We start from the raw sequence: 17178 nt of genomic DNA on the forward strand, positions 1-17178 counted from the left end.
GCCACATGCTGCCTATTGAAATGGATACGCAACAATCGCTGTTTAAAAATCGATCTTTTTTATTTTTATGGGGGTCCGGTATGTGCTCTGCCCTCTCCCTATCAACCTATCTGTTTGTTGAACAATGGTATGTCATCCATACGCTAAACCAGGCGTCATATCTTGGATTCGTCCTCATGGCCACCTTGTTACCCCGTATTTTTCTCATGTTATTCGGTGGCGTCTTATCCGATCGCTATAAACGTTCGACGATCATGCGCATCTCGAGCGCTTTACGAATCAGTTTCATTCTCTGTCTTCTCGCATTACTTCATACCGATCAGCTTACATTGCTGACGATTTTAGGATTCGCCTTTCTATTCGGTAGTGTGGATGCATTCTTTTCGCCGGCGAATGCTTCCTTACTTCCTACGCTCGTTCCGAAAGAACAACTCACTAAAGCCAATTCACTGATTCAGACATCTAATCAAATCGCCCTCTTTTCAGGTCCGATTCTTGGTGGAGTCATTCTCAGCTATTCTTCTTACTCGCACGTCTTTCTCGTAATTTTCGGGACACTCTGTCTGACGCTCCTTTTCACGTATGGTATTCGTGAATCTAAGATCAAGCGATCGCTTCAGCATTCAGCTCTCTTTGAACTAAAAGAAGGGCTGCATTACGTTTTTCACTTTCAGCAACTCAAGCAGACACTTTTTCTTGTCATCTGTGTCAATTTCTTTTTCTTTGGACCACTCTTACTCGGAATCCCCTTACTCGTTCATGATGTGCTCCAAGGAGATGCGATGGATTTAAGTTATATGCAAGGTGCTTATCAAATGGGAATGCTCGGAGGGGCGCTCTGGAGTGGTTTTACGCAAACGAAAGTAAATGGGCTTACCTCATCGGTCCGATTAATTGGCGCCTTAGGTCTGCTTCTCTTCCTGCTTAGTCAAGCGCAGCAGATCTTGTTGTACCTGATCATCCTGTTATCACTTGGTGTCCTTTCTTCGATCATCAATATTCGCTTCATTACGTTCATCCAGTCTCAGTGTGCGGAACAGACGATGGGACGTGTCATGAGTGTCGTGAATGCCGCGTCAAATGGTCTCATTCCATTATCTTACGCGCTCCTCTCGTTTCTACTGTCGTTTCACGTTTCGATCACGACAATCATATTGTACTGTGGTCTTCTCATTATTGTTCTCTCACTTTACTTCAGAAGACGAATGGTTCATCTATTCGATTGAGATCAAGTCACAACACATAAAAACATGCGAATCTCCCGATCGAATTAGCGGGAAACGCGCATGTTTTATTTAGTCAATCTAGAACGTGAGTGTTCATCCTCGACTCCTGCAGGGAAAGAAAGCGCGAGTCGCGCTTTCGTCAGGGTCAGGTAAGACCCGGCAAATCGCATAGAATGCGGGATGACGCGGCTTACCTCCCGCCTGCGGAAAGCGAGGATGACAGAAACGTTCGTCAGTCGATCGAACTAGTATCAGATTTTTTAAGAGACTTGCTTCGGTATATCCTTCGCCCTCTCTTCCGGCGCCACGACTTGATACCGCTTCAAGACGAAAATCCCACATACCATGACAGCGAGACCGACGAGTTGACCGAACGATAAATCAATTTGTGGTAAACCGAACCAGCCGAACGTATCGACAGCGAGAGCAAAGCTTAACTGCGAAATCAGAACGACAGAGATTGCGACGGACGGACCAAGTAACTGAATCCCACGCATGACACAAAAAACGACGCCGACACCGACAAGTCCACCAAACCAATAGAGTGGCGATACGTTTTGAATCTGTCCGATTGTTCCACCACGAAACAGAACATACGTGACACTTGCTCCGATGAAACCGACGAAGAAGACCAGCGTCGTCGTCGCCCAAGCGCCAAACGCGTCACTCATCCGAGCATTCAATACCGTCTGTAAACTGATTAACATCCCTGCAAACACGGCACACACGATGCCTATTACCATGTTCGTTCCTCCTTACTCATAGCTGTTGCCGTTCGCCTTCTCGCGAATCCGCTCCAGATCAACGATGATGATTTTCCCACGTCGTCGAACGAGAATCTCTTCTTCACACAACTTCGTGATGATCCGGTTGAGATGGCGATAACTTGTTCCAAGCCAGTCAGCAACGTCATGCAGGTTCGATGTCCGCATCTCCTGATAAAATAAGCTGTCACTGGCTTCAGAAGCGATCGACAACAAATACCCTGCAAATCGCTCTTCAACTGTATACAACACATGGTGCGACGCTGATTTCGAGTCGGCATACCACTTCGCTGTGATCGTGCGTAATAAGAATTGCAGAAAGACGTTCGTTGTATTGTGCTCGCGTAAAATCGCATACGGTACGCTCAACACCTCGACATCGGTCACTGCTTCGACTGTATTCAGCACTTCCCGTTCGTTGATGAATTCAGCGTCACCGATCACTGTCAGTGGTGTCTTGAATCGCAGAATCCGTTGTTTCCCTTCTGACGAGGCAGCAGATATCTTGACCTTGCCTGCGACGATGAAGTACATCCGGTCGATCGCTGTCCCTGTCGTACAGAGGAGTTCCCCTTTCTGGAAGGTTTCTTGACGCAACCAAGCGCGCGTCTCTTCCGTCAAAATCGTATCCAGTCCGTACTGTTGAATGACGGTTTTCATGTTTATTCCCTCCCTTTAGGCAAGTGAGAAAATCGCAACTCCTGCAAGCATGAGACCCACACCAACCCACTGACCACGATTTCCTTGTTTTTTTAAGACACCGAACCATCCCTTTAAATCAATCACAAACGCACATAAAATCTGTGCGACGAGTAATAAACACATCGCCCATGTCATCCCGAGTGTTTGGATTGCTGTCAGTTCCGTTACGACGACTAGCACGCCAATCAAACCGCCGCTCGCATAAATCAACGGTAACTGACGGAAGCCACCGATTTTCCGATCTCGTACGAAACTGTAAATGACTAAACAACCCATCAGACCCACAAAGTGGACGATCAATACGGACAACCACGGTCCGACGCCTGTCGCAAGGCGCGCATTGGATATGCCTTGCAGGGCGATGAACAGACCGCTCATCAAAGCAAACACGACTCCTTGCACGTCATCTCCTCCTTTAATCTCTACACTAGAGTAGACCTTACTCGTGCCCTACTTGAAAAGGACAAATGTCCCATTTTCAAAAAAACATGAAAAAACCCGCTGTCCACAAGTAGAATCACGGGTCCCTCACTATATGCTCATGTCGTAAAACGAGTCGTCGTTTGCTTCAGCTGTTCCTCTGCTTCCGTCATCATGCGCGTAAACAACTCCGCAACAGTCGGCACATCATGAATCAATCCGGCAACCAGTCCAGCGTTGACATACCCTTTCTCCTCATCGCCCTCAAGAGCGCCCGTAATATGATACGACTCATTCGTCTGATCGAGAAAAGCAGCAGGTGTCTCTGCTGTGAGTCGTTCGACGTAAGGACCATCAAGGACACGTCGGACGAATCCGACGGAACGTCCGATGATGCGTGTATCGGTATCGGTCGCATCCATTAAGTGCGCCTTGTATGCCGAATGAACCTTCGCCTCTTCCGTCGCGATCAATCGTGTTCCGAGCTGGGCCCCCGCCGCACCAAGTAACAGAACAGCTGCCAATCCACGCCCGTCACCAATCCCACCCGCTGCCAGGACCGGAATGTTGACCCGATCGACGAGTTGCGGAATCAAGGTCAGCGTCGTCAACTCGAGCGGTGAATTGATGCCTGCCGCTTCAACTCCCTCCGCTACGAGTACATCAGCGCCTGCTTGTTCTGCCTTTAACGCCTGTTTGACTGAAGCGACAACAGCGATCGTTTTGATGCCAGCAGTTTGAAGTCGCTCTATGTACGGTGCCGGATTTCCTGCCGACAAGGAGACGACCGGAATCTTTTCTGCGATCGCGAGATCAATCAGTGCTTCCGTATAGGGAGACACACGAATCGCGATGTTCAAGGCAAATGGTTGATCCGTCAGCATTCGTGTCTCGTGAATCCGCGACGACACTTCATCGACCGACAATGTCCCGCACCCGAGCGTTCCGAGTCCTCCGGCATTCGACACCGCTGCCGTGAGCGCCGCATGACTAATGTTACCCATTCCTCCTTGGATTAAAGGATATCGAATTTTAAAGAGCTCACAAATCGGAAACATATCTTTCCTCCGTTCTCGACTTCACTCACATGCTATACTGACATGGAATGAATAGCAGTTCATCTTATTATAGAAACGAGGTCATTCTGTTATGAAGATTCCGTATCAATCGATTCATCCGAACGTTGCCTCCGATGTATTCATCGCTCCTGGTGCTTATCTGATCGGAGACGTCACGATCGGTTCCGAGTCTACCGTCTGGTTCAACGCTGTCTTACGCGGTGACGAAGGACCGATTACAATTGGGAAACGATGCAGTATTCAGGACAACGCGACGATTCATCTCTATGAAGGGGCACCCGTCGTCATTGAAGATGAAGTAACGGTTGGACATAACGCAATTTTACACGGTTGCAAAATCGGACGTCGTTCGATCGTCGGAATGGGTGCGACCGTTCTTGATCACGCAGAGATTGGTGAAGAATGCATCATCGGGGCGAATACGCTAATTCCATCGGGAAAAGTTTTCCCACCCCGTTCGCTGATCATCGGCTCACCCGGTAAAGTCGTGCGTGAACTAACAGAAGCGGATCTTGCGATGATTCAGGAGTCGATTGATTCTTATGTCGATAAAGGATATGCCTTCCGAAACATTCTCGCAGAATCCGCTGAACAGAACACATCTGAATGACACGAATGCGGGGCGGATCAACTGATCCGTCCCGCTCTTTTCATTCGAATAAATCTTCACCGCTCTGCAAACAGCGGGTGTTCCGCCGCGTCGTACGAGGCACTGCGTTGGGACACATCGTGCGTCTCTTCAAAGATCGATTCGAAGAACCGACTCGCTGGTTGTGCGAGCAATCGGTAATATTGTTCGAACAAGAGCGCCGCGTGATGTCCGCTCCACGCATCTGGTAACAGTTCTTGCGGTAATCCGGGATCCGTGAATAGAAACTTCCGGTATTCATGTACGAGCATCGTCCGTTCGACGAAACACTGTTCATCCGTCATTTCTCCGAGTTGGAGCTGACTTTGATGGACGATGTATTGCCGGCTGTAATCCGTGATGAACGTCTCGTAACGCTCCTGCAATTCTTCCAGCGGGAACGCACGCTCGACGAGGGATTGATCCTGCTTCGGACCGTGGTATTCACCGACGAAGAAATCGACATACTCTTCGATCTCGTACGACGCGATCAATCGTTCCGCCTCTTTTTCAAGTGGGTTCGGTGAGATCCAAACCCCGTTCGATAAGTTACCAAACCCACTCCACGTCAGTTCTTTGCGGAGCTCATCACGAATCTGGCGTTTATCCTCCGGAATCGTGTACATCAGCGTCCGCCACTTCCCGTCCCAGTCGTGCGGTGTTGATCTGTAGATCCGGCGTGCGGCCTCCTCCATCCGTTCCACCCCACGTGGTGTCAATGAATAGAAGCTTTTATTTCCTTGTTTCTCGGAGACGAGCCAGCCTTGTTTAACCATTCGGGACACAGCAACCCGAACGGCCTGTTCGTTATGTCCGAACTCTTTGACGAGTCGAATTAAACTCCCGACCCAGATTTGATTGCCGTAATGGCGAATGTAATCGCCGTAAATCGTAAAGATCATCGATTGGGTGTTCGCACTCATGGTATTCACTCTCTCTTCAGTCGTTCATAGTGTGTATCGTTAGTATACGGGTTATTTCAAACGTCGACCATCCTCATCTTCCTTCAAAGCGTGGTGGTCGTTTTTCAGCGAAGGCTTGTAGCGCTTCCTGACGATCAGCCGTCGGAATGACGACTTCATAAGCCTCTGTTTCGAGCTGTAGTCCTTGTTCGAGTGAGACATCCCGCCCTTGATCAATCGCTCGCTTCGCTTGGCGCAAGGCGATTGGTCCGTTCTGTAACATCTGATTAGCAAACTCAAAGCACGTCGTCATCAACGCTTCCCGGGCAACAACGGCTGTCGCGAGTCCGTACCGTTCTGCTGTCATCGCATCGATTTTTTTCGCCGTGAAGATCAATTCCTTTGCCCGCGTCTCCCCAATCAGTCGTGGCAAGCGTTGTGTTCCACCGGCTCCTGGAATGATCCCGAAGCTGGTCTCCGTCAAGCCGACGAGTGCATCCTCGACGAGAAACCGGAAATCACAGGCAAGGATCCACTCGAACCCACCGCCGAGCGCGTGACCGTTGACGGCTGCGATTGTTGGTTGCGGCAATTGTGCGATCGACGTAAAGACGTTGCGGATCGCAAGGACATTGCGTCGGACTTCTTCTTCGTTTAAATGCACGCGTTCTTTTAAATCGGCACCCGCACTGAATGCTTTCCCCGTTCCCGTAAACAGGATGACCCGCGCTTCCGGGTCGACTGATAACGCATCGACCTGTTCTTGCAAGGCGACAAGCGTCGGATAATCGAGACAGTTCAAACGTTCCGGGCGATCAATCCGGACGATTGCGATATAGCCTTCTCGTTCTAAGTGAATCATACGAGTCCCTCCCGATCGACGACGAGTGCGATCCCTTGTCCGACTCCAACACACATCGTCGCGAGACCATACGTCCGGTTCGTCCGGCGCATCTCATGCAATAATGTCGTCAAAATCCGAGCTCCACTCGCACCGAGTGGATGACCGAAAGCGATCGCACCACCGTTGACGTTAACCTTTTCGCTTGGTAAACCAAGTGCTTCGATACAGGCAAGACTTTGAGCCGCAAACGCTTCGTTCAACTCGATTTGATCGAGCTGTTCGACCGTCAACCCTGCCCGCCGGAGAACTTTTTCCGTCGCGTCAATCGGTCCGATTCCCATGATGGCAGGTTCAACCCCAGCCGTCGCACTCGCCCGGTAATACCCGAGTGGCGTCAAACCGAGTTCGTTCGCTTTTTCTTCACTCATCAATAAAAGTGCCGACGCACCGTCGTTGACACCAGATGCATTCCCCGCCGTCACGGTACCACTTGGGAATAACGGACGAAGTGTCGCCAGTTTCTCACGCGTCGTCTCAGGACGAGGATGTTCATCACGGTCAAAGACGCTGACGTTGCCTTTCCGGTCCGTTTGTGTGACCGCAACCAGTTCGTCCGTGAAGCGCTCTGCCTCGATCGCTCGTTTCGCGCGTCGTTGGCTTTCAAACGCAAAGTCGTCCTGCGCTTCTCGTGAAATCCCGTACTGACGGGCGACGTTCTCGGCTGTCTCCGGCATCGAATCCGTTCCGTATTGATCTGCTAAACGATCATTGACGAAGCGCCAACCGATCGTCGTATCGTACATCGTCTGATTGCCACGTGGGTTGGCCTGATCCGGCTTCGCGAGAACGAACGGCGCACGCGTCATGCTTTCCGTTCCACCAGCGATATAGATATCACCTTCACCTAAGGCAATCCCACGCGCTGCCGCGATGACGGCATCCAGTCCTGATCCACATAAGCGATTGATCGTCGTACCGGCGACTTCGACCGGTAGACCAGCTAGTAGTCCCGACATCCGGGCGACGTTACGATTGTCTTCTCCCGCCTGATTCGCATTGCCGAAAATGACTTCCTCGATCGTCTTCGGATCGACTTTTGGATTACGCTCAAGCAACGCTTCGATGACGCGTGCTCCTAAATCATCCGGACGAACCTGACGCAACGCGCCGTTATAGCGACCGATCGGTGTCCGAACGGCATCGATGATGGCGACCCGTTTCATGATGTCACCTCGCGATTCGTATAATCATAGACACCACGACCTGTCTTACGACCGAGTCGACCCGCTTTGACATACTGTTCGAGTAGTGGTGCTGGACGGTATTTTTCGCCGAGCTTCTCATGCAGATACTTTAAGTTGTGGAGCCGAGTATCAAGTCCGACCAAGTCCCCGAGTTCGAATGGTCCCATCGGGTAGTTTAAGCCGAGTTTGATCGCTTTATCGATCTCTTCTGGTGTCCCGAGTCCTTCTTGTAACATGTAGAACGCTTCGTTTCCGACGAGCGCACTGATCCGCGAAGTCACGAACCCAGGAAACTCACGGATGACGACCGTTTCCTTCTGCATCTGACGCGCTACCTGTTCAAGAGCTGCAACCGTCTCATCCGATGTCTCAAGACCACGAACGAGCTCGATCAGTGGCATCAGATGGACCGGATTGAAGAAATGCATCGCCATGACCCGGTCCGCCCGGTTCGTAAAGGACGCAATTTCCGTTGGACTCATCGTCGACGTGTTCGTCGCGAAATAACAGTCCGGACGTGCATTCGCTTCTAGCGTTTCAAAGACTTGCTGTTTGATGCTGAGTTGTTCCGGTACTGCTTCAATGACGAGATCCGCTTGTTGTGCCGCCTCAGCTAGGTCGGTCGACAGATGCAGTCGATCGAACAGTCCCTCGACCTCATTCGCGGACATCTTCCCTCGCGTGATTCCTTTCTCTGCGATGCGTTCGAGTTCTCGATAGGCACTTTCGACATATTCTTCTTTAATATCAACGAGTGTCACCTGAAATCCGCGGTGTGCTGCAACGTACGCAATGCCACGTCCCATGACGCCGGATCCGACGACGACGATTTGTTCTACCATCTGAATTCCCCCTTATCCCCTGTGCTGTTAAAAAAGGCTGGACTTCCCGACGGAACTCCAGCCTTCCCTCTTGCTTATAGTCCGAACGGATTGAGTGGACGACTGCCGTAATACGACAAGATACTTTTTGTTTCCGTGTACAGATCAAGCGTCTCGATACAGAGTTCTCGACCGAAGCCCGATTGTTTGTAGCCACCAAACGGTGTGCCCGGGAAGGCAGAGAACGGACAGTTGACCATGACGATGCCGGCTTTGATTTGATTCGCGACACGTGTCGCTTTCGCGCCATCTTTCGTCCAAACGGCTGAGCCGAGTCCAAACGATGTATCGTTCGCTAAACGAATCGCTTCTTTTTCATCTTTGAACGACATGACGACGACGACCGGTCCGAAGATTTCTTCATTGACCGCTTTCATCTCGTGCGTGACGTCCGTGATGATCGTCGGTGCGTACCAGAAGCCTTTTTCGTATCCTTCTGGTGCTGTCGCGTGACCTCCTGTGACGATCGTTGCGCCGTCCGCTTTCGCCGACTGGACATATCCATCGATGACGTCGACCTGTTGTTGATCGATGATCGCTCCAACGTGTGTCCCTTTATCAAACGGATTACCGAGGACGAGTTGTTTTGTCTTCGCGACGAACTGCTCCATGAACGCTTCGTAGATCTCTTCGTGGACGTACAGGCGCGAGCGCGCTTCACACGATTGACCACTGTTATAGAAGATTCCGAACAATGAACCATCAACAGCTGCTGTCACGTCCGCATCTTCAAAGACGATGTTCGGTGATTTTCCACCGAGTTCGAGTGTGACTCGTTTTAACGTCTCGGACGCACGTCCCATGATGTCTTTACCGACTGGCGTCGAGCCCGTGAAGGCGACTTTATCGACGTGAGGATGCTTAACGAGATGGTTGCCGATCTCGCGTCCGGATCCAGGGATGACGTTGACGACACCTGCTGGTACACCAGCTTCTAGACAAATCTCACCGAGAATGATCGCTGTCAATGGTGTCAATGTCGCTGGTTTGACGACGACCGAGCAACCGACGGCGATTGCTGGTGCGACTTTCCAAGCTGCCATCATTAACGGATAGTTCCACGGAATGATTTGTGCACAGACACCGACCGCTTCTTTTTCCGTATAGTTATGGAATTGTCCCGGTACGTTATTGACGACACCACGGTGACCGACGATCGCACCCGCATAGAACTCAAAGTCTTCAATCGCTTGCGTGACTTGTCCTTGCGCCGCTGCCAGTGATTTCCCTGTATCAAGAATCTCCAGTTCGACGATTTCGTTGAAGCGGGAACGCATGATGCTCGCAACCTTATTCAAGACTTGTGCCCGACGCCCGACCGGCCACATCTTCCACTTCCCGTGATCAAACGCATCGCGTGCCGCTTGAACGGCGCGATCGGCGTCTTCCTTCGATGCTTTTGCGACTTCCGCGATCACTTCGCCCGTTGCCGGATTGTATGTTTTGAACGTCTCGCCTGTTGCACCCTCGACTTGTTCGCCGTTGATGAGCAAATGATAGACGGACCGTTTCATTTCAAGTGTTTTTTCATGTACTGTCGACATTGTATTCACTCCTGTTCCTGTTGATTGAAAATCGGTGATCGTTTTTCGAGAAATGCTTGCATGCCTTCTGTTTGATCGGCTGTCGCGAACAAGAGATAGAAGTTACGGCGTTCGTGCTCCATCCCATCCTGTAACGATAAATCAACGGCTTTGTTTGCTGCGTCCTTGATCAGTCGCAACGCCATGCTCGGTTGATTCGATAACCGCTCTGCCATCGCCAGCACCGTCGCTTCGACATCAGCCGTCACCCGGTTGATGATACCGAGTCGTTCCGCTTCCTCTGCCTTCATCCGGTCTCCGGTGAAGAGCCACTCGAGCGCTCGCGTCCGACCGATGCATTTCGTCAAGCGCTGCGTCCCGCCTGCTCCTGGCATGACGCCGAGTCCGACTTCCGGGAATCCGAACTGTGTCTCGGGATCGGCGTAGATTAAATCACAAGCGAGTGCCAGTTCAAAGCCGCCGCCAAGGACGAAACCGTGGACACCCGCGATGATCGGCTTTTTGATTCGACTGATCCGGTCCCAGTCTGCGAACGGATCGAGGAGTTCCATCGAGATCGGTGTCGCCTCGAGCATCTCCTCGATATCGGCGCCCGCTGAGAACGATTTTCCGTTTCCGGTCAAGACGATGACCGTCACCCGTTCGTCTCGGTCGAATGTCTCCATCGCCTCGACGATTTCCCGGACCATCGTTCGGTTCAGCGCATTGTATCGTGCCGTTCGGTCGAGTCGAATCCGACCGATCCGATCGACCATTTCCGTCTTAACGTACTGTTGTGTCGGCATGGACATCTTCACCAATCATCAATGTGACGAGATCCCCCGCAAAGCTCATCAAGTCTTTCCCAGACGCTTTTCCTTCGAGCGAACGCATGCCTGCTTGCATCGCTTCCTGACTTTCATAGACCATCTCGCACATCAAGTAATACTTTCCGTCTCCGCCCATTGGTGAGCCGACGATTTTCGTGACATTCATTTCTTGCAGTCCTGGAATTTTTGCTGTCAATGGACCATGGACCTCAAAGTAATGCTGATCGAATGCTTCCTTGTTTTCCGGATGTTTGTACAGTGCGATTAATTTTGCCATATTGATTACCTTCCTTCACATGAGAGTAGAGACGGGTTTCATCGCCTCGAATGGATTTTTACACGATTTACAGTAGAGAATACTTCGACATGCTGTCGGTCCGAATAAGTTTTCCATCGTCACATACGTCGATCCACAATACGGACAGTCAATCTCCCACTTCCCTTGCTCAAACCGAGGAGGAGCGATACCGAATGCCTTCAATCCTTGCATGCCTTGTTCCGTGATTCGGTCCGATGTCCATGGTGGATCAAACCGGAACTGGACGTCGACCTGTTCGACATTTGGAATCACCTGCAAGGCAGATTCGGTGTTTTTTTTTATGATTTCAAGCGCCGGGCAACCGAGGAACGTCGGGAGAAGCGTGACGCGCACCAGGTAACCATGCTCTGTCGCTTCCGCGTCCATCGTCTCGACCATGCCAAGATCTAAAATACTGACGCTATCAATTTCCGGATCCTTCACCCCGTTCAGGGCTTCCCGGATTGCATCCTGGAGTGTCGTCGTCATGCTTCCCTCTCCTTTCACCACGTCGCCGTCTGATCAATCAAGTAAACTTCTCCGAGTGTCGCAAGCGCGTCATTCAAATCTTCCGTATGATCGCCGTCCCGCCCGTTACGCGTCATCTGCATTTCCGGAAGCGTCACGTTCAATTCGACGAGTAACGGTGTGATCGTCTGATACCAACGATCGAGTAAAATGCCTTGCCCTTCAATCAACCGCATCTCTTCGATCAATTGACCGTGTTCGCCATAATCGAACATGTCACCGAAGTCATAGAGGACTTTTTCTAAGGCTGCATCCATCTTCTGTCGCGCCGTCTCCGTCGATTGATAAAGCTGGGTAAACCACGTTTGCCAGTGCAGCAAATGATAGTACAGCTCCATGTTGATCTTGATGGCAGCCGTAGCGAGTGGCTCATAACTGCTCGACTTCAAAGCATCAATCCGGATCTTTTTCGCGACCGTGTAGCAATAGTTCCGTACGACGGCGAATGCCCAGTCATATTCAGGCTTCTCCATGTAGTAGCCAGGTCCGTTGACACGTTCGACGAGAATCGAATTCTTCCGTTCATGCGCTAGTCGGACATGAGCTAATGCATCAGCATTTCCTTCGCCGAGTTCTTCGAGGAGTTGGTAATACATCGCCGCGTGTCCCATCGAATCTTGCGCAATCGAAGACGAAGCGACGTCCTCTTCGATATGCGGTGCGAGTCCGAGCCATTCCGAACCACGATACGCGTAAAGGAAATCATCATCCGCGAGTTGATAGAGTAAGGAGGCGAGTGCCGTCCGTTCTTGTTCCGTCATTTGGAATCGCCTCCTTGCCAAGACATGATCTCTTTTTCATCGAGCATCTGTTGCTCGTAATGACGCCATTTTTTCTTCAAGTAGCCGTACCCTTTCGTTGTCCGGTAGTCCTTATTATCAAGGCGTTGGATCATCTGCTTCTCATCGGGTGATAAACCACGGATATCTTCGCGTTTGACGACCCAGATGTCGACGACCGGTTCCCGGCGCATAAAGTTTTCTTGCGCCATCAACAGTGCCATCTCCTTGTTCGGAGCGAGCAAGCTGAATTGATGGGTGAACGCCGCGTTCGGCGTCCGTTTGCTAAAGACTTCGAATTCGTGATAAAACGTCTCGTTCATCGTACCTTCCCCTCTCATGCCTTCGTTTCAGCGAGTGCATCCCGTACCCAGGCGTTATTTTCATAAGATGTCCGGCGCAGGTCCAGTCGCTCTTTCGAACGTGGTCCTCCCCCTTGGATGATCGTCTTGAATTTTGTCCAGTCTGGCTGTGCATATTCCCACTGCCCTGTCTCTTCATCAAAACGTAACGTCGGATCTGGAATGACGAGTCCGAGTGAACGAATCCGTGGTACGTACTTCGTAAAGAAGTTTTGCCGTAACTCTTCATTCGTTTTCGTCCGAATCTTATAGGCGATCGTCACGTCCTGTTTCGATGTCCCGGTCGTCTCTTTCGAGGCTGGTCCAAAGAACATCAACAAGGATTCCCACCACTCATCCAGTGATTCCTGAATCATCGCCCGCTGTTCCGGTGTTCCTTCCGCGAGTGCCATGATGATCGACTCTCCGTGTTGCGCATGGAAGACCTCTTCCGCACAGATCCGTTGTAAAGCCCGTGCGTAAGGTCCATATGAAGCACCGAGCATGTTCGTCTGCGTGATGATCGCCGCGCCATCGACGAGCCAACCGATCATCCCGGCATCGGCCCATGACCGCGTCGGCATGTGGAAGACGTTGTGGAACTTCAATCGTCCCGTGAACAAATCATCCATCAAATCCCCGCGTGTCTTGCCATATGGCTTCATCAAATCCTCGACGACACGAAGTAACAGTTGTCCATGCCCCATCTCATCCTGGACCTTCGCCATGATGCCGAGCTTCCGGCGAAGTGATGGTGCTTTTGGAACCCACTCTTTTTCCGGAAGTGCACCCATGATTTCACTAATACCGTGCATCGAAATCAATTTAATCAGCGTGTCCCGGTAAAAAGCAGGCATCCAGTCATCGGCTTCGATTTTTTCACCTTGCTCGATCCGCTCCTTAAAGCGAGCCAATTTTTCCTCTTCCGTCAGTTGGACGGGTTCGAACAGTTGTGTTGCATCATACATGCTAGTTCCTCCTTTGAATCAGACGAGTGATGTCGAGCGTCGATCAACGATCCGAACGGCTTTCCCTTCCGATCGTGGTAACCCTTGGTGCGGGTGACAGACGAGATCAATGGAAATGAGGCATTCCGACTTGATGGCGTCACATATCGAACGCATTTGTCGCTCCGAGATGTTTTCGAATTCGATATGTAGCTCAACGGCATCGAGTCCTGCTTTACGCACGAGATGAATTTGATAATGCGGCGTCACGTCCGGCTGTTGGAGTAAGACCCGCTCGATTTCTGACGGGAAGACGTTGACCCCTCGGATAATCAGCATGTCGTCCGTTCGCCCTTTGACACGTGACATCCGTGTCGTCGTCCGACCACAAGCACACGCTTCGTGCGTGATCGATGCTAAGTCACCTGTCCGGTAACGAATTATTGGAAGCGCTTTCTTTTTCAAGCTTGTAAAAACGAGTTCCCCGACCATGCCATCTGGTACCGGTTCCCCCGTAACGGGATCGACGACTTCCGTAATGAATAAGTCATCCATGATATGCAGACCTGCCTGCTCCTGACATTCCATCGCGACACCTGGTCCCATGATTTCACTGAGTCCATAAATATCAAATGCCTGTAGATCAAAGGTCTGTTCGAGTGTCTGCCGCATCTCTTCCGACCAGGGTTCAGCTCCGAAGATGCCGTAACGCATGCTTGTCTTGCGTGGATCGATCCCCCGTTCGATCATGCGTTCTGCTAATCGCAAGATATAAGAAGGTGTCCCACAGATGCCATCTGGTCGGAAATCCTCGATTAACGTGATTTGGCGATCCGTGTTGCCACCGGAAATCGGCAAGATTGTCATGCCTAGTTTTTCAGCACCTGCATGAAGACCGAGTCCACCTGTGAACAGTCCGTAGCCGTATGCATTGTGCAACAAGTCAGCTGGTGAACCACCGGCTAAGACTAAGCTCCGTGCTACGGCATCTGCCCAGTCGTCTAAATCTTCTTGCGTATACCCGACGACAGTCGGTTTACCACTCGTACCAGACGAGGCGTGAATTCGGGTGACCTGTTCTCGTTCGACGGCAAATAGCTCGAACGGATAATGATCGCGTAAATCTTGCTTGCGTGTGAAGGGAAATTTTCGTAGATCTTCGATCGTTTGAAAATCATGTGCCGTCATCTGCAATGTCTGCAGACGTTCTTGATAGAACGGGACGCGCGTGACGTGTTCCATCGTTTGACGTAATTGCTCCATCTGTAGCTGCTCCCGCGTTTGCGCATTCATCGTTTCGTGATGTTGATCGTACATACCTGTACCTCCTCATCATGTATACAATAATTAAACGGTCGTTTATTTTTAGTTATATGTTTAACGTACGATACGTTCACAATGTTGTCAATCTTGTTTTGTTAAATGCTCCCAAACGATTCTCACTTTATCACTTCAACGCACCTTACCAGTAAATCATTTGGCTTATAAAGCTATTTTTTCATGATCGAGAGTCTTTTTTTGGAAAATATTTCTGAAATGATTTGCTCATTTTGTAACGGGTTGATAAAATATCGTGTGACAAGTGTTATACTATTTTTGGTAAGACCACTTGATTGAATGAGGATTCGTTGTAGTGAAGGGGGATCACGATGAAGCCAGGTTTAGCTGTCGGGGATACAGCAGAGATTCAAGCGGTCGTCTCGCAAGATATGTTTGCACGGTTTGAAGGTCAATTGGTTCATCCCGCATACTCGACCGTTTCTATGGTCTACCATATGGAATGGGCAGCACGTCAACTCATCCTGCCTTACTTAGAGGCAGACGAAGAAGGTGTCGGGGGTGCGGTTTCGTTGAAGCATCTTGGCATGGCAGCTGAAGGCGCACGATTGATCGTGACCGCTACAGTAACACGCGTCACAGCACGTCGCGTTGACGCTGACATTGAAGTCCGAGACGGACAAGCGGTCATTGGAACAGGAGAAGTGACACAATTCATTTTAGAAAAAAGCCGGATTCAAGAAAAATTGAAAGTGAATGCTCCAACAAAATGAAAGCGCTTACTTATATTTGATAGAGGAGGACTCTACTATGAACATGTTAAACCCATCTACGAATCCAACGCTCTCGATCATGGAAAAAATCGCGGGTCACGAACAAGTCGTCTTTTGCAACGACCCTGTATCAGGGTTACAAGCGATCATCGCCATCCACGATACGACGCTCGGTCCCGCTCTCGGTGGTTGCCGCATGGCGCCTTACGCTTCTGTCGATGAAGCACTTGACGATGTCCTCCGCCTGTCGCGTGGCATGACGTATAAATGCGCTGCCGCTGATGTTGATTTTGGTGGTGGTAAAGCCGTCATCATCGGTAATCCGGCAACAGATAAATCACCAGAGCTTTTTCGTGCCTTCGGTCGCTTCGTCGATTCGCTCGGCGGACGTTTTTACACCGGAACCGACATGGGTACGACGATGGATGACTTCGTTCATGCTAGTCGGGAGACGTCACGGATCGTCGGCATTCCGGAAGCCTTTGGCGGAAGTGGCGATTCATCGATCCCGACGGCTGAAGGTGTCGTCTATGGACTCCGGGCGACAATCGAGACGTTATTCGGTTCGGACGACTTAAGTCGCGCGACTTATGCGATTCAAGGACTTGGAAAGGTCGGCTTCAAGGTCGCCGAACAACTGTTACTCGCCGGTGCGACGATTTATGTTTCAGACGTCAACGAAGCAGCGCTCGCAGCAATCGTGACCCAATCCGAAATGGCACCTGGCACGGTTCGCGTCGTCTCGCCTCACGAAATCCATCTAACAGACGCTGATATTTTCGTTCCATGTGCATATGGCGGTGTCATTCATACTCAAAACATCGCCCTCTTACCGTGCAAAGCCATCTGCGGTTCGGCGAACAATCAGCTTGCAGATGAACAGCTCGCTCACGTCTTGATGGATCGCGGCATCTTGTATGCACCAGACTATATCGTCAACGGTGGTGGGTTGATCCAAGTTGCTGACGAACTGTACGGAGCAAATCATGAACGGGTTCTCCTGAAGACGCGTCACATCTATGACGCAGTGCTCGAAGTCTTCAAGGAGTCGCAAACAGAAAACATCACGACGGTCGAAGCAGCGAACCGGATGTGTGAAAAACGGATGCAGATCCGGGCGAAACACAACAACATCTTTACGAATACGACAAAGCCAAAATGGGATATCCGTAACCACTGAAGGAGGGACTG

20 protein-coding genes are annotated in these 17178 nt (G+C 50.7%); 4 read left to right on the forward strand and 16 right to left on the reverse strand.

Going from position 1 to position 17178, the window contains the following annotated elements; all coding sequences use genetic code 11:
- Positions 1 to 5 precede the first annotated feature (5 nt).
- Entirely contained in the window at positions 6 to 1226 is a 1221-nt protein-coding gene (locus KNQ06_RS11670) for an MFS transporter (RefSeq protein WP_214725037.1), read from the forward strand.
- A 260-nt stretch (positions 1227 to 1486) separates the two neighbouring features.
- Here the strand turns inward: KNQ06_RS11670 and KNQ06_RS11675 are convergent, their stop codons facing one another.
- The 4 genes from KNQ06_RS11675 to KNQ06_RS11690 form a co-directional block, all read right to left on the reverse strand.
- A complete protein-coding gene (locus KNQ06_RS11675) occupies positions 1487 to 1969 on the reverse strand; it encodes a DMT family transporter (protein WP_215148359.1) in 483 nt (160 codons plus the stop codon).
- Between the two features lie 12 nt (positions 1970 to 1981).
- Positions 1982 to 2650: a Crp/Fnr family transcriptional regulator gene (locus tag KNQ06_RS11680; RefSeq protein ID WP_214806080.1), complete on the reverse strand. Its 669-nt coding sequence runs from the start codon at positions 2648 to 2650 to the stop codon at positions 1982 to 1984.
- 15 nt (positions 2651 to 2665) lie between these two features.
- Entirely contained in the window at positions 2666 to 3094 is a 429-nt protein-coding gene (locus KNQ06_RS11685; RefSeq protein WP_215148361.1) for a DMT family transporter, read from the reverse strand.
- A 137-nt stretch (positions 3095 to 3231) separates the two neighbouring features.
- Positions 3232 to 4170, reverse strand: coding sequence for an NAD(P)H-dependent flavin oxidoreductase (locus KNQ06_RS11690; protein WP_214725035.1), 939 nt, complete (start codon positions 4168 to 4170; stop codon positions 3232 to 3234).
- 91 nt (positions 4171 to 4261) lie between these two features.
- Here KNQ06_RS11690 and KNQ06_RS11695 point away from each other — a divergent pair, with 91 nt between their 5' ends.
- Entirely contained in the window at positions 4262 to 4801 is a 540-nt protein-coding gene (locus KNQ06_RS11695) for a gamma carbonic anhydrase family protein (RefSeq protein ID WP_035399020.1), read from the forward strand.
- Positions 4802 to 4857: 56 nt separating this feature from the next.
- Here KNQ06_RS11695 and paaX read toward each other — a convergent pair whose 3' ends face one another.
- The 12 genes from paaX to KNQ06_RS11755 form a co-directional block, all read right to left on the reverse strand.
- Positions 4858 to 5742 carry a phenylacetic acid degradation operon negative regulatory protein PaaX gene (gene paaX / locus KNQ06_RS11700; protein WP_023467002.1) on the reverse strand — a complete coding sequence of 295 codons (885 nt, stop codon included), beginning with the start codon at positions 5740 to 5742 and terminating at the stop codon, positions 4858 to 4860.
- Positions 5743 to 5815: 73 nt separating this feature from the next.
- On the reverse strand, positions 5816 to 6583 hold the full coding sequence (locus tag KNQ06_RS11705; RefSeq protein WP_215085082.1) for an enoyl-CoA hydratase-related protein: 768 nt from the start codon (positions 6581 to 6583) through the stop codon (positions 5816 to 5818).
- Entirely contained in the window at positions 6580 to 7788 is a 1209-nt protein-coding gene (locus tag KNQ06_RS11710; protein WP_214806075.1) for an acetyl-CoA C-acyltransferase, read from the reverse strand. Before KNQ06_RS11710 ends, KNQ06_RS11705 begins: the two co-directional genes overlap by 4 nt.
- The gene (locus tag KNQ06_RS11715) at positions 7785 to 8651 is read right to left on the reverse strand and encodes a 3-hydroxyacyl-CoA dehydrogenase (protein WP_058265571.1); all 867 of its coding nucleotides are present in this window, start codon (positions 8649 to 8651) and stop codon (positions 7785 to 7787) included. The genes KNQ06_RS11710 and KNQ06_RS11715 overlap by 4 nt, the downstream gene beginning before the upstream one ends.
- Before the next feature lie 74 nt (positions 8652 to 8725).
- Positions 8726 to 10234 carry an aldehyde dehydrogenase family protein gene (locus KNQ06_RS11720; RefSeq protein ID WP_215148363.1) on the reverse strand — a complete coding sequence of 503 codons (1509 nt, stop codon included), beginning with the start codon at positions 10232 to 10234 and terminating at the stop codon, positions 8726 to 8728.
- Positions 10235 to 10239: 5 nt separating this feature from the next.
- Positions 10240 to 11019: an enoyl-CoA hydratase/isomerase family protein gene (locus KNQ06_RS11725; RefSeq protein WP_023466997.1), complete on the reverse strand. Its 780-nt coding sequence runs from the start codon at positions 11017 to 11019 to the stop codon at positions 10240 to 10242.
- Positions 10997 to 11320: an EthD family reductase gene (locus KNQ06_RS11730; RefSeq protein WP_023466996.1), complete on the reverse strand. Its 324-nt coding sequence runs from the start codon at positions 11318 to 11320 to the stop codon at positions 10997 to 10999. Before KNQ06_RS11730 ends, KNQ06_RS11725 begins: the two co-directional genes overlap by 23 nt.
- Before the next feature lie 15 nt (positions 11321 to 11335).
- Positions 11336 to 11830: a 1,2-phenylacetyl-CoA epoxidase subunit PaaD gene (gene paaD, locus KNQ06_RS11735; protein WP_149426766.1), complete on the reverse strand. Its 495-nt coding sequence runs from the start codon at positions 11828 to 11830 to the stop codon at positions 11336 to 11338.
- A gap of 14 nt (positions 11831 to 11844) precedes the next feature.
- On the reverse strand, positions 11845 to 12630 hold the full coding sequence (gene paaC / locus KNQ06_RS11740) for a 1,2-phenylacetyl-CoA epoxidase subunit PaaC (protein WP_149426765.1): 786 nt from the start codon (positions 12628 to 12630) through the stop codon (positions 11845 to 11847).
- A complete protein-coding gene (gene paaB, locus KNQ06_RS11745) occupies positions 12627 to 12971 on the reverse strand; it encodes a 1,2-phenylacetyl-CoA epoxidase subunit PaaB (RefSeq protein ID WP_215148366.1) in 345 nt (114 codons plus the stop codon). The genes paaC and paaB overlap by 4 nt, the downstream gene beginning before the upstream one ends.
- 14 nt (positions 12972 to 12985) lie before the next feature.
- Entirely contained in the window at positions 12986 to 13957 is a 972-nt protein-coding gene (paaA, locus tag KNQ06_RS11750; RefSeq protein ID WP_087681930.1) for a 1,2-phenylacetyl-CoA epoxidase subunit PaaA, read from the reverse strand.
- An 18-nt stretch (positions 13958 to 13975) separates the two neighbouring features.
- On the reverse strand, positions 13976 to 15253 hold the full coding sequence (locus KNQ06_RS11755; RefSeq protein ID WP_149426764.1) for a phenylacetate--CoA ligase family protein: 1278 nt from the start codon (positions 15251 to 15253) through the stop codon (positions 13976 to 13978).
- A gap of 332 nt (positions 15254 to 15585) precedes the next feature.
- Here KNQ06_RS11755 and KNQ06_RS11760 point away from each other — a divergent pair, with 332 nt between their 5' ends.
- Together KNQ06_RS11760 and KNQ06_RS11765 are read left to right on the forward strand one after the other, a co-directional pair.
- The gene (locus tag KNQ06_RS11760; RefSeq protein WP_149426763.1) at positions 15586 to 15987 is read left to right on the forward strand and encodes a thioesterase family protein; all 402 of its coding nucleotides are present in this window, start codon (positions 15586 to 15588) and stop codon (positions 15985 to 15987) included.
- A 37-nt stretch (positions 15988 to 16024) separates the two neighbouring features.
- On the forward strand, positions 16025 to 17167 hold the full coding sequence (locus tag KNQ06_RS11765) for a Glu/Leu/Phe/Val family dehydrogenase (RefSeq protein WP_149426762.1): 1143 nt from the start codon (positions 16025 to 16027) through the stop codon (positions 17165 to 17167).
- Positions 17168 to 17178 lie beyond the last annotated feature (11 nt).

It is taken from the genome of Exiguobacterium sp. s91, assembly GCF_018618915.1.
In the GTDB taxonomy this organism is placed as follows: domain Bacteria; phylum Bacillota; class Bacilli; order Exiguobacteriales; family Exiguobacteriaceae; genus Exiguobacterium_A; species Exiguobacterium_A abrahamii.

What these genes read in the sequence shown, in the direction of transcription:
- KNQ06_RS11670 (WP_214725037.1), top strand. Translation starts at nt 6, where the DNA reads ATGCTGCCTATTGAAATGGATACGCAACAATCGCTGTTTAAAAATCGA.
- KNQ06_RS11675 (WP_215148359.1), bottom strand. Translation starts at nt 1,969, where the DNA reads ATGGTAATAGGCATCGTGTGTGCCGTGTTTGCAGGGATGTTAATCAGT.
- KNQ06_RS11680 (WP_214806080.1), bottom strand. Translation starts at nt 2,650, where the DNA reads ATGAAAACCGTCATTCAACAGTACGGACTGGATACGATTTTGACGGAA.
- KNQ06_RS11690 (WP_214725035.1), bottom strand. Translation starts at nt 4,170, where the DNA reads ATGTTTCCGATTTGTGAGCTCTTTAAAATTCGATATCCTTTAATCCAA.
- KNQ06_RS11695 (WP_035399020.1), top strand. Translation starts at nt 4,262, where the DNA reads ATGAAGATTCCGTATCAATCGATTCATCCGAACGTTGCCTCCGATGTA.
- paaX (WP_023467002.1), bottom strand. Translation starts at nt 5,742, where the DNA reads ATGAGTGCGAACACCCAATCGATGATCTTTACGATTTACGGCGATTAC.
- KNQ06_RS11705 (WP_215085082.1), bottom strand. Translation starts at nt 6,583, where the DNA reads ATGATTCACTTAGAACGAGAAGGCTATATCGCAATCGTCCGGATTGAT.
- KNQ06_RS11710 (WP_214806075.1), bottom strand. Translation starts at nt 7,788, where the DNA reads ATGAAACGGGTCGCCATCATCGATGCCGTTCGGACACCGATCGGTCGC.
- KNQ06_RS11715 (WP_058265571.1), bottom strand. Translation starts at nt 8,651, where the DNA reads ATGGTAGAACAAATCGTCGTCGTCGGATCCGGCGTCATGGGACGTGGC.
- KNQ06_RS11720 (WP_215148363.1), bottom strand. Translation starts at nt 10,234, where the DNA reads ATGTCGACAGTACATGAAAAAACACTTGAAATGAAACGGTCCGTCTAT.
- KNQ06_RS11725 (WP_023466997.1), bottom strand. Translation starts at nt 11,019, where the DNA reads ATGCCGACACAACAGTACGTTAAGACGGAAATGGTCGATCGGATCGGT.
- KNQ06_RS11730 (WP_023466996.1), bottom strand. Translation starts at nt 11,320, where the DNA reads ATGGCAAAATTAATCGCACTGTACAAACATCCGGAAAACAAGGAAGCA.
- paaD (WP_149426766.1), bottom strand. Translation starts at nt 11,830, where the DNA reads ATGACGACGACACTCCAGGATGCAATCCGGGAAGCCCTGAACGGGGTG.
- paaC (WP_149426765.1), bottom strand. Translation starts at nt 12,630, where the DNA reads ATGACGGAACAAGAACGGACGGCACTCGCCTCCTTACTCTATCAACTC.
- paaB (WP_215148366.1), bottom strand. Translation starts at nt 12,971, where the DNA reads ATGAACGAGACGTTTTATCACGAATTCGAAGTCTTTAGCAAACGGACG.
- paaA (WP_087681930.1), bottom strand. Translation starts at nt 13,957, where the DNA reads ATGTATGATGCAACACAACTGTTCGAACCCGTCCAACTGACGGAAGAG.
- KNQ06_RS11755 (WP_149426764.1), bottom strand. Translation starts at nt 15,253, where the DNA reads ATGTACGATCAACATCACGAAACGATGAATGCGCAAACGCGGGAGCAG.
- KNQ06_RS11760 (WP_149426763.1), top strand. Translation starts at nt 15,586, where the DNA reads ATGAAGCCAGGTTTAGCTGTCGGGGATACAGCAGAGATTCAAGCGGTC.
- KNQ06_RS11765 (WP_149426762.1), top strand. Translation starts at nt 16,025, where the DNA reads ATGAACATGTTAAACCCATCTACGAATCCAACGCTCTCGATCATGGAA.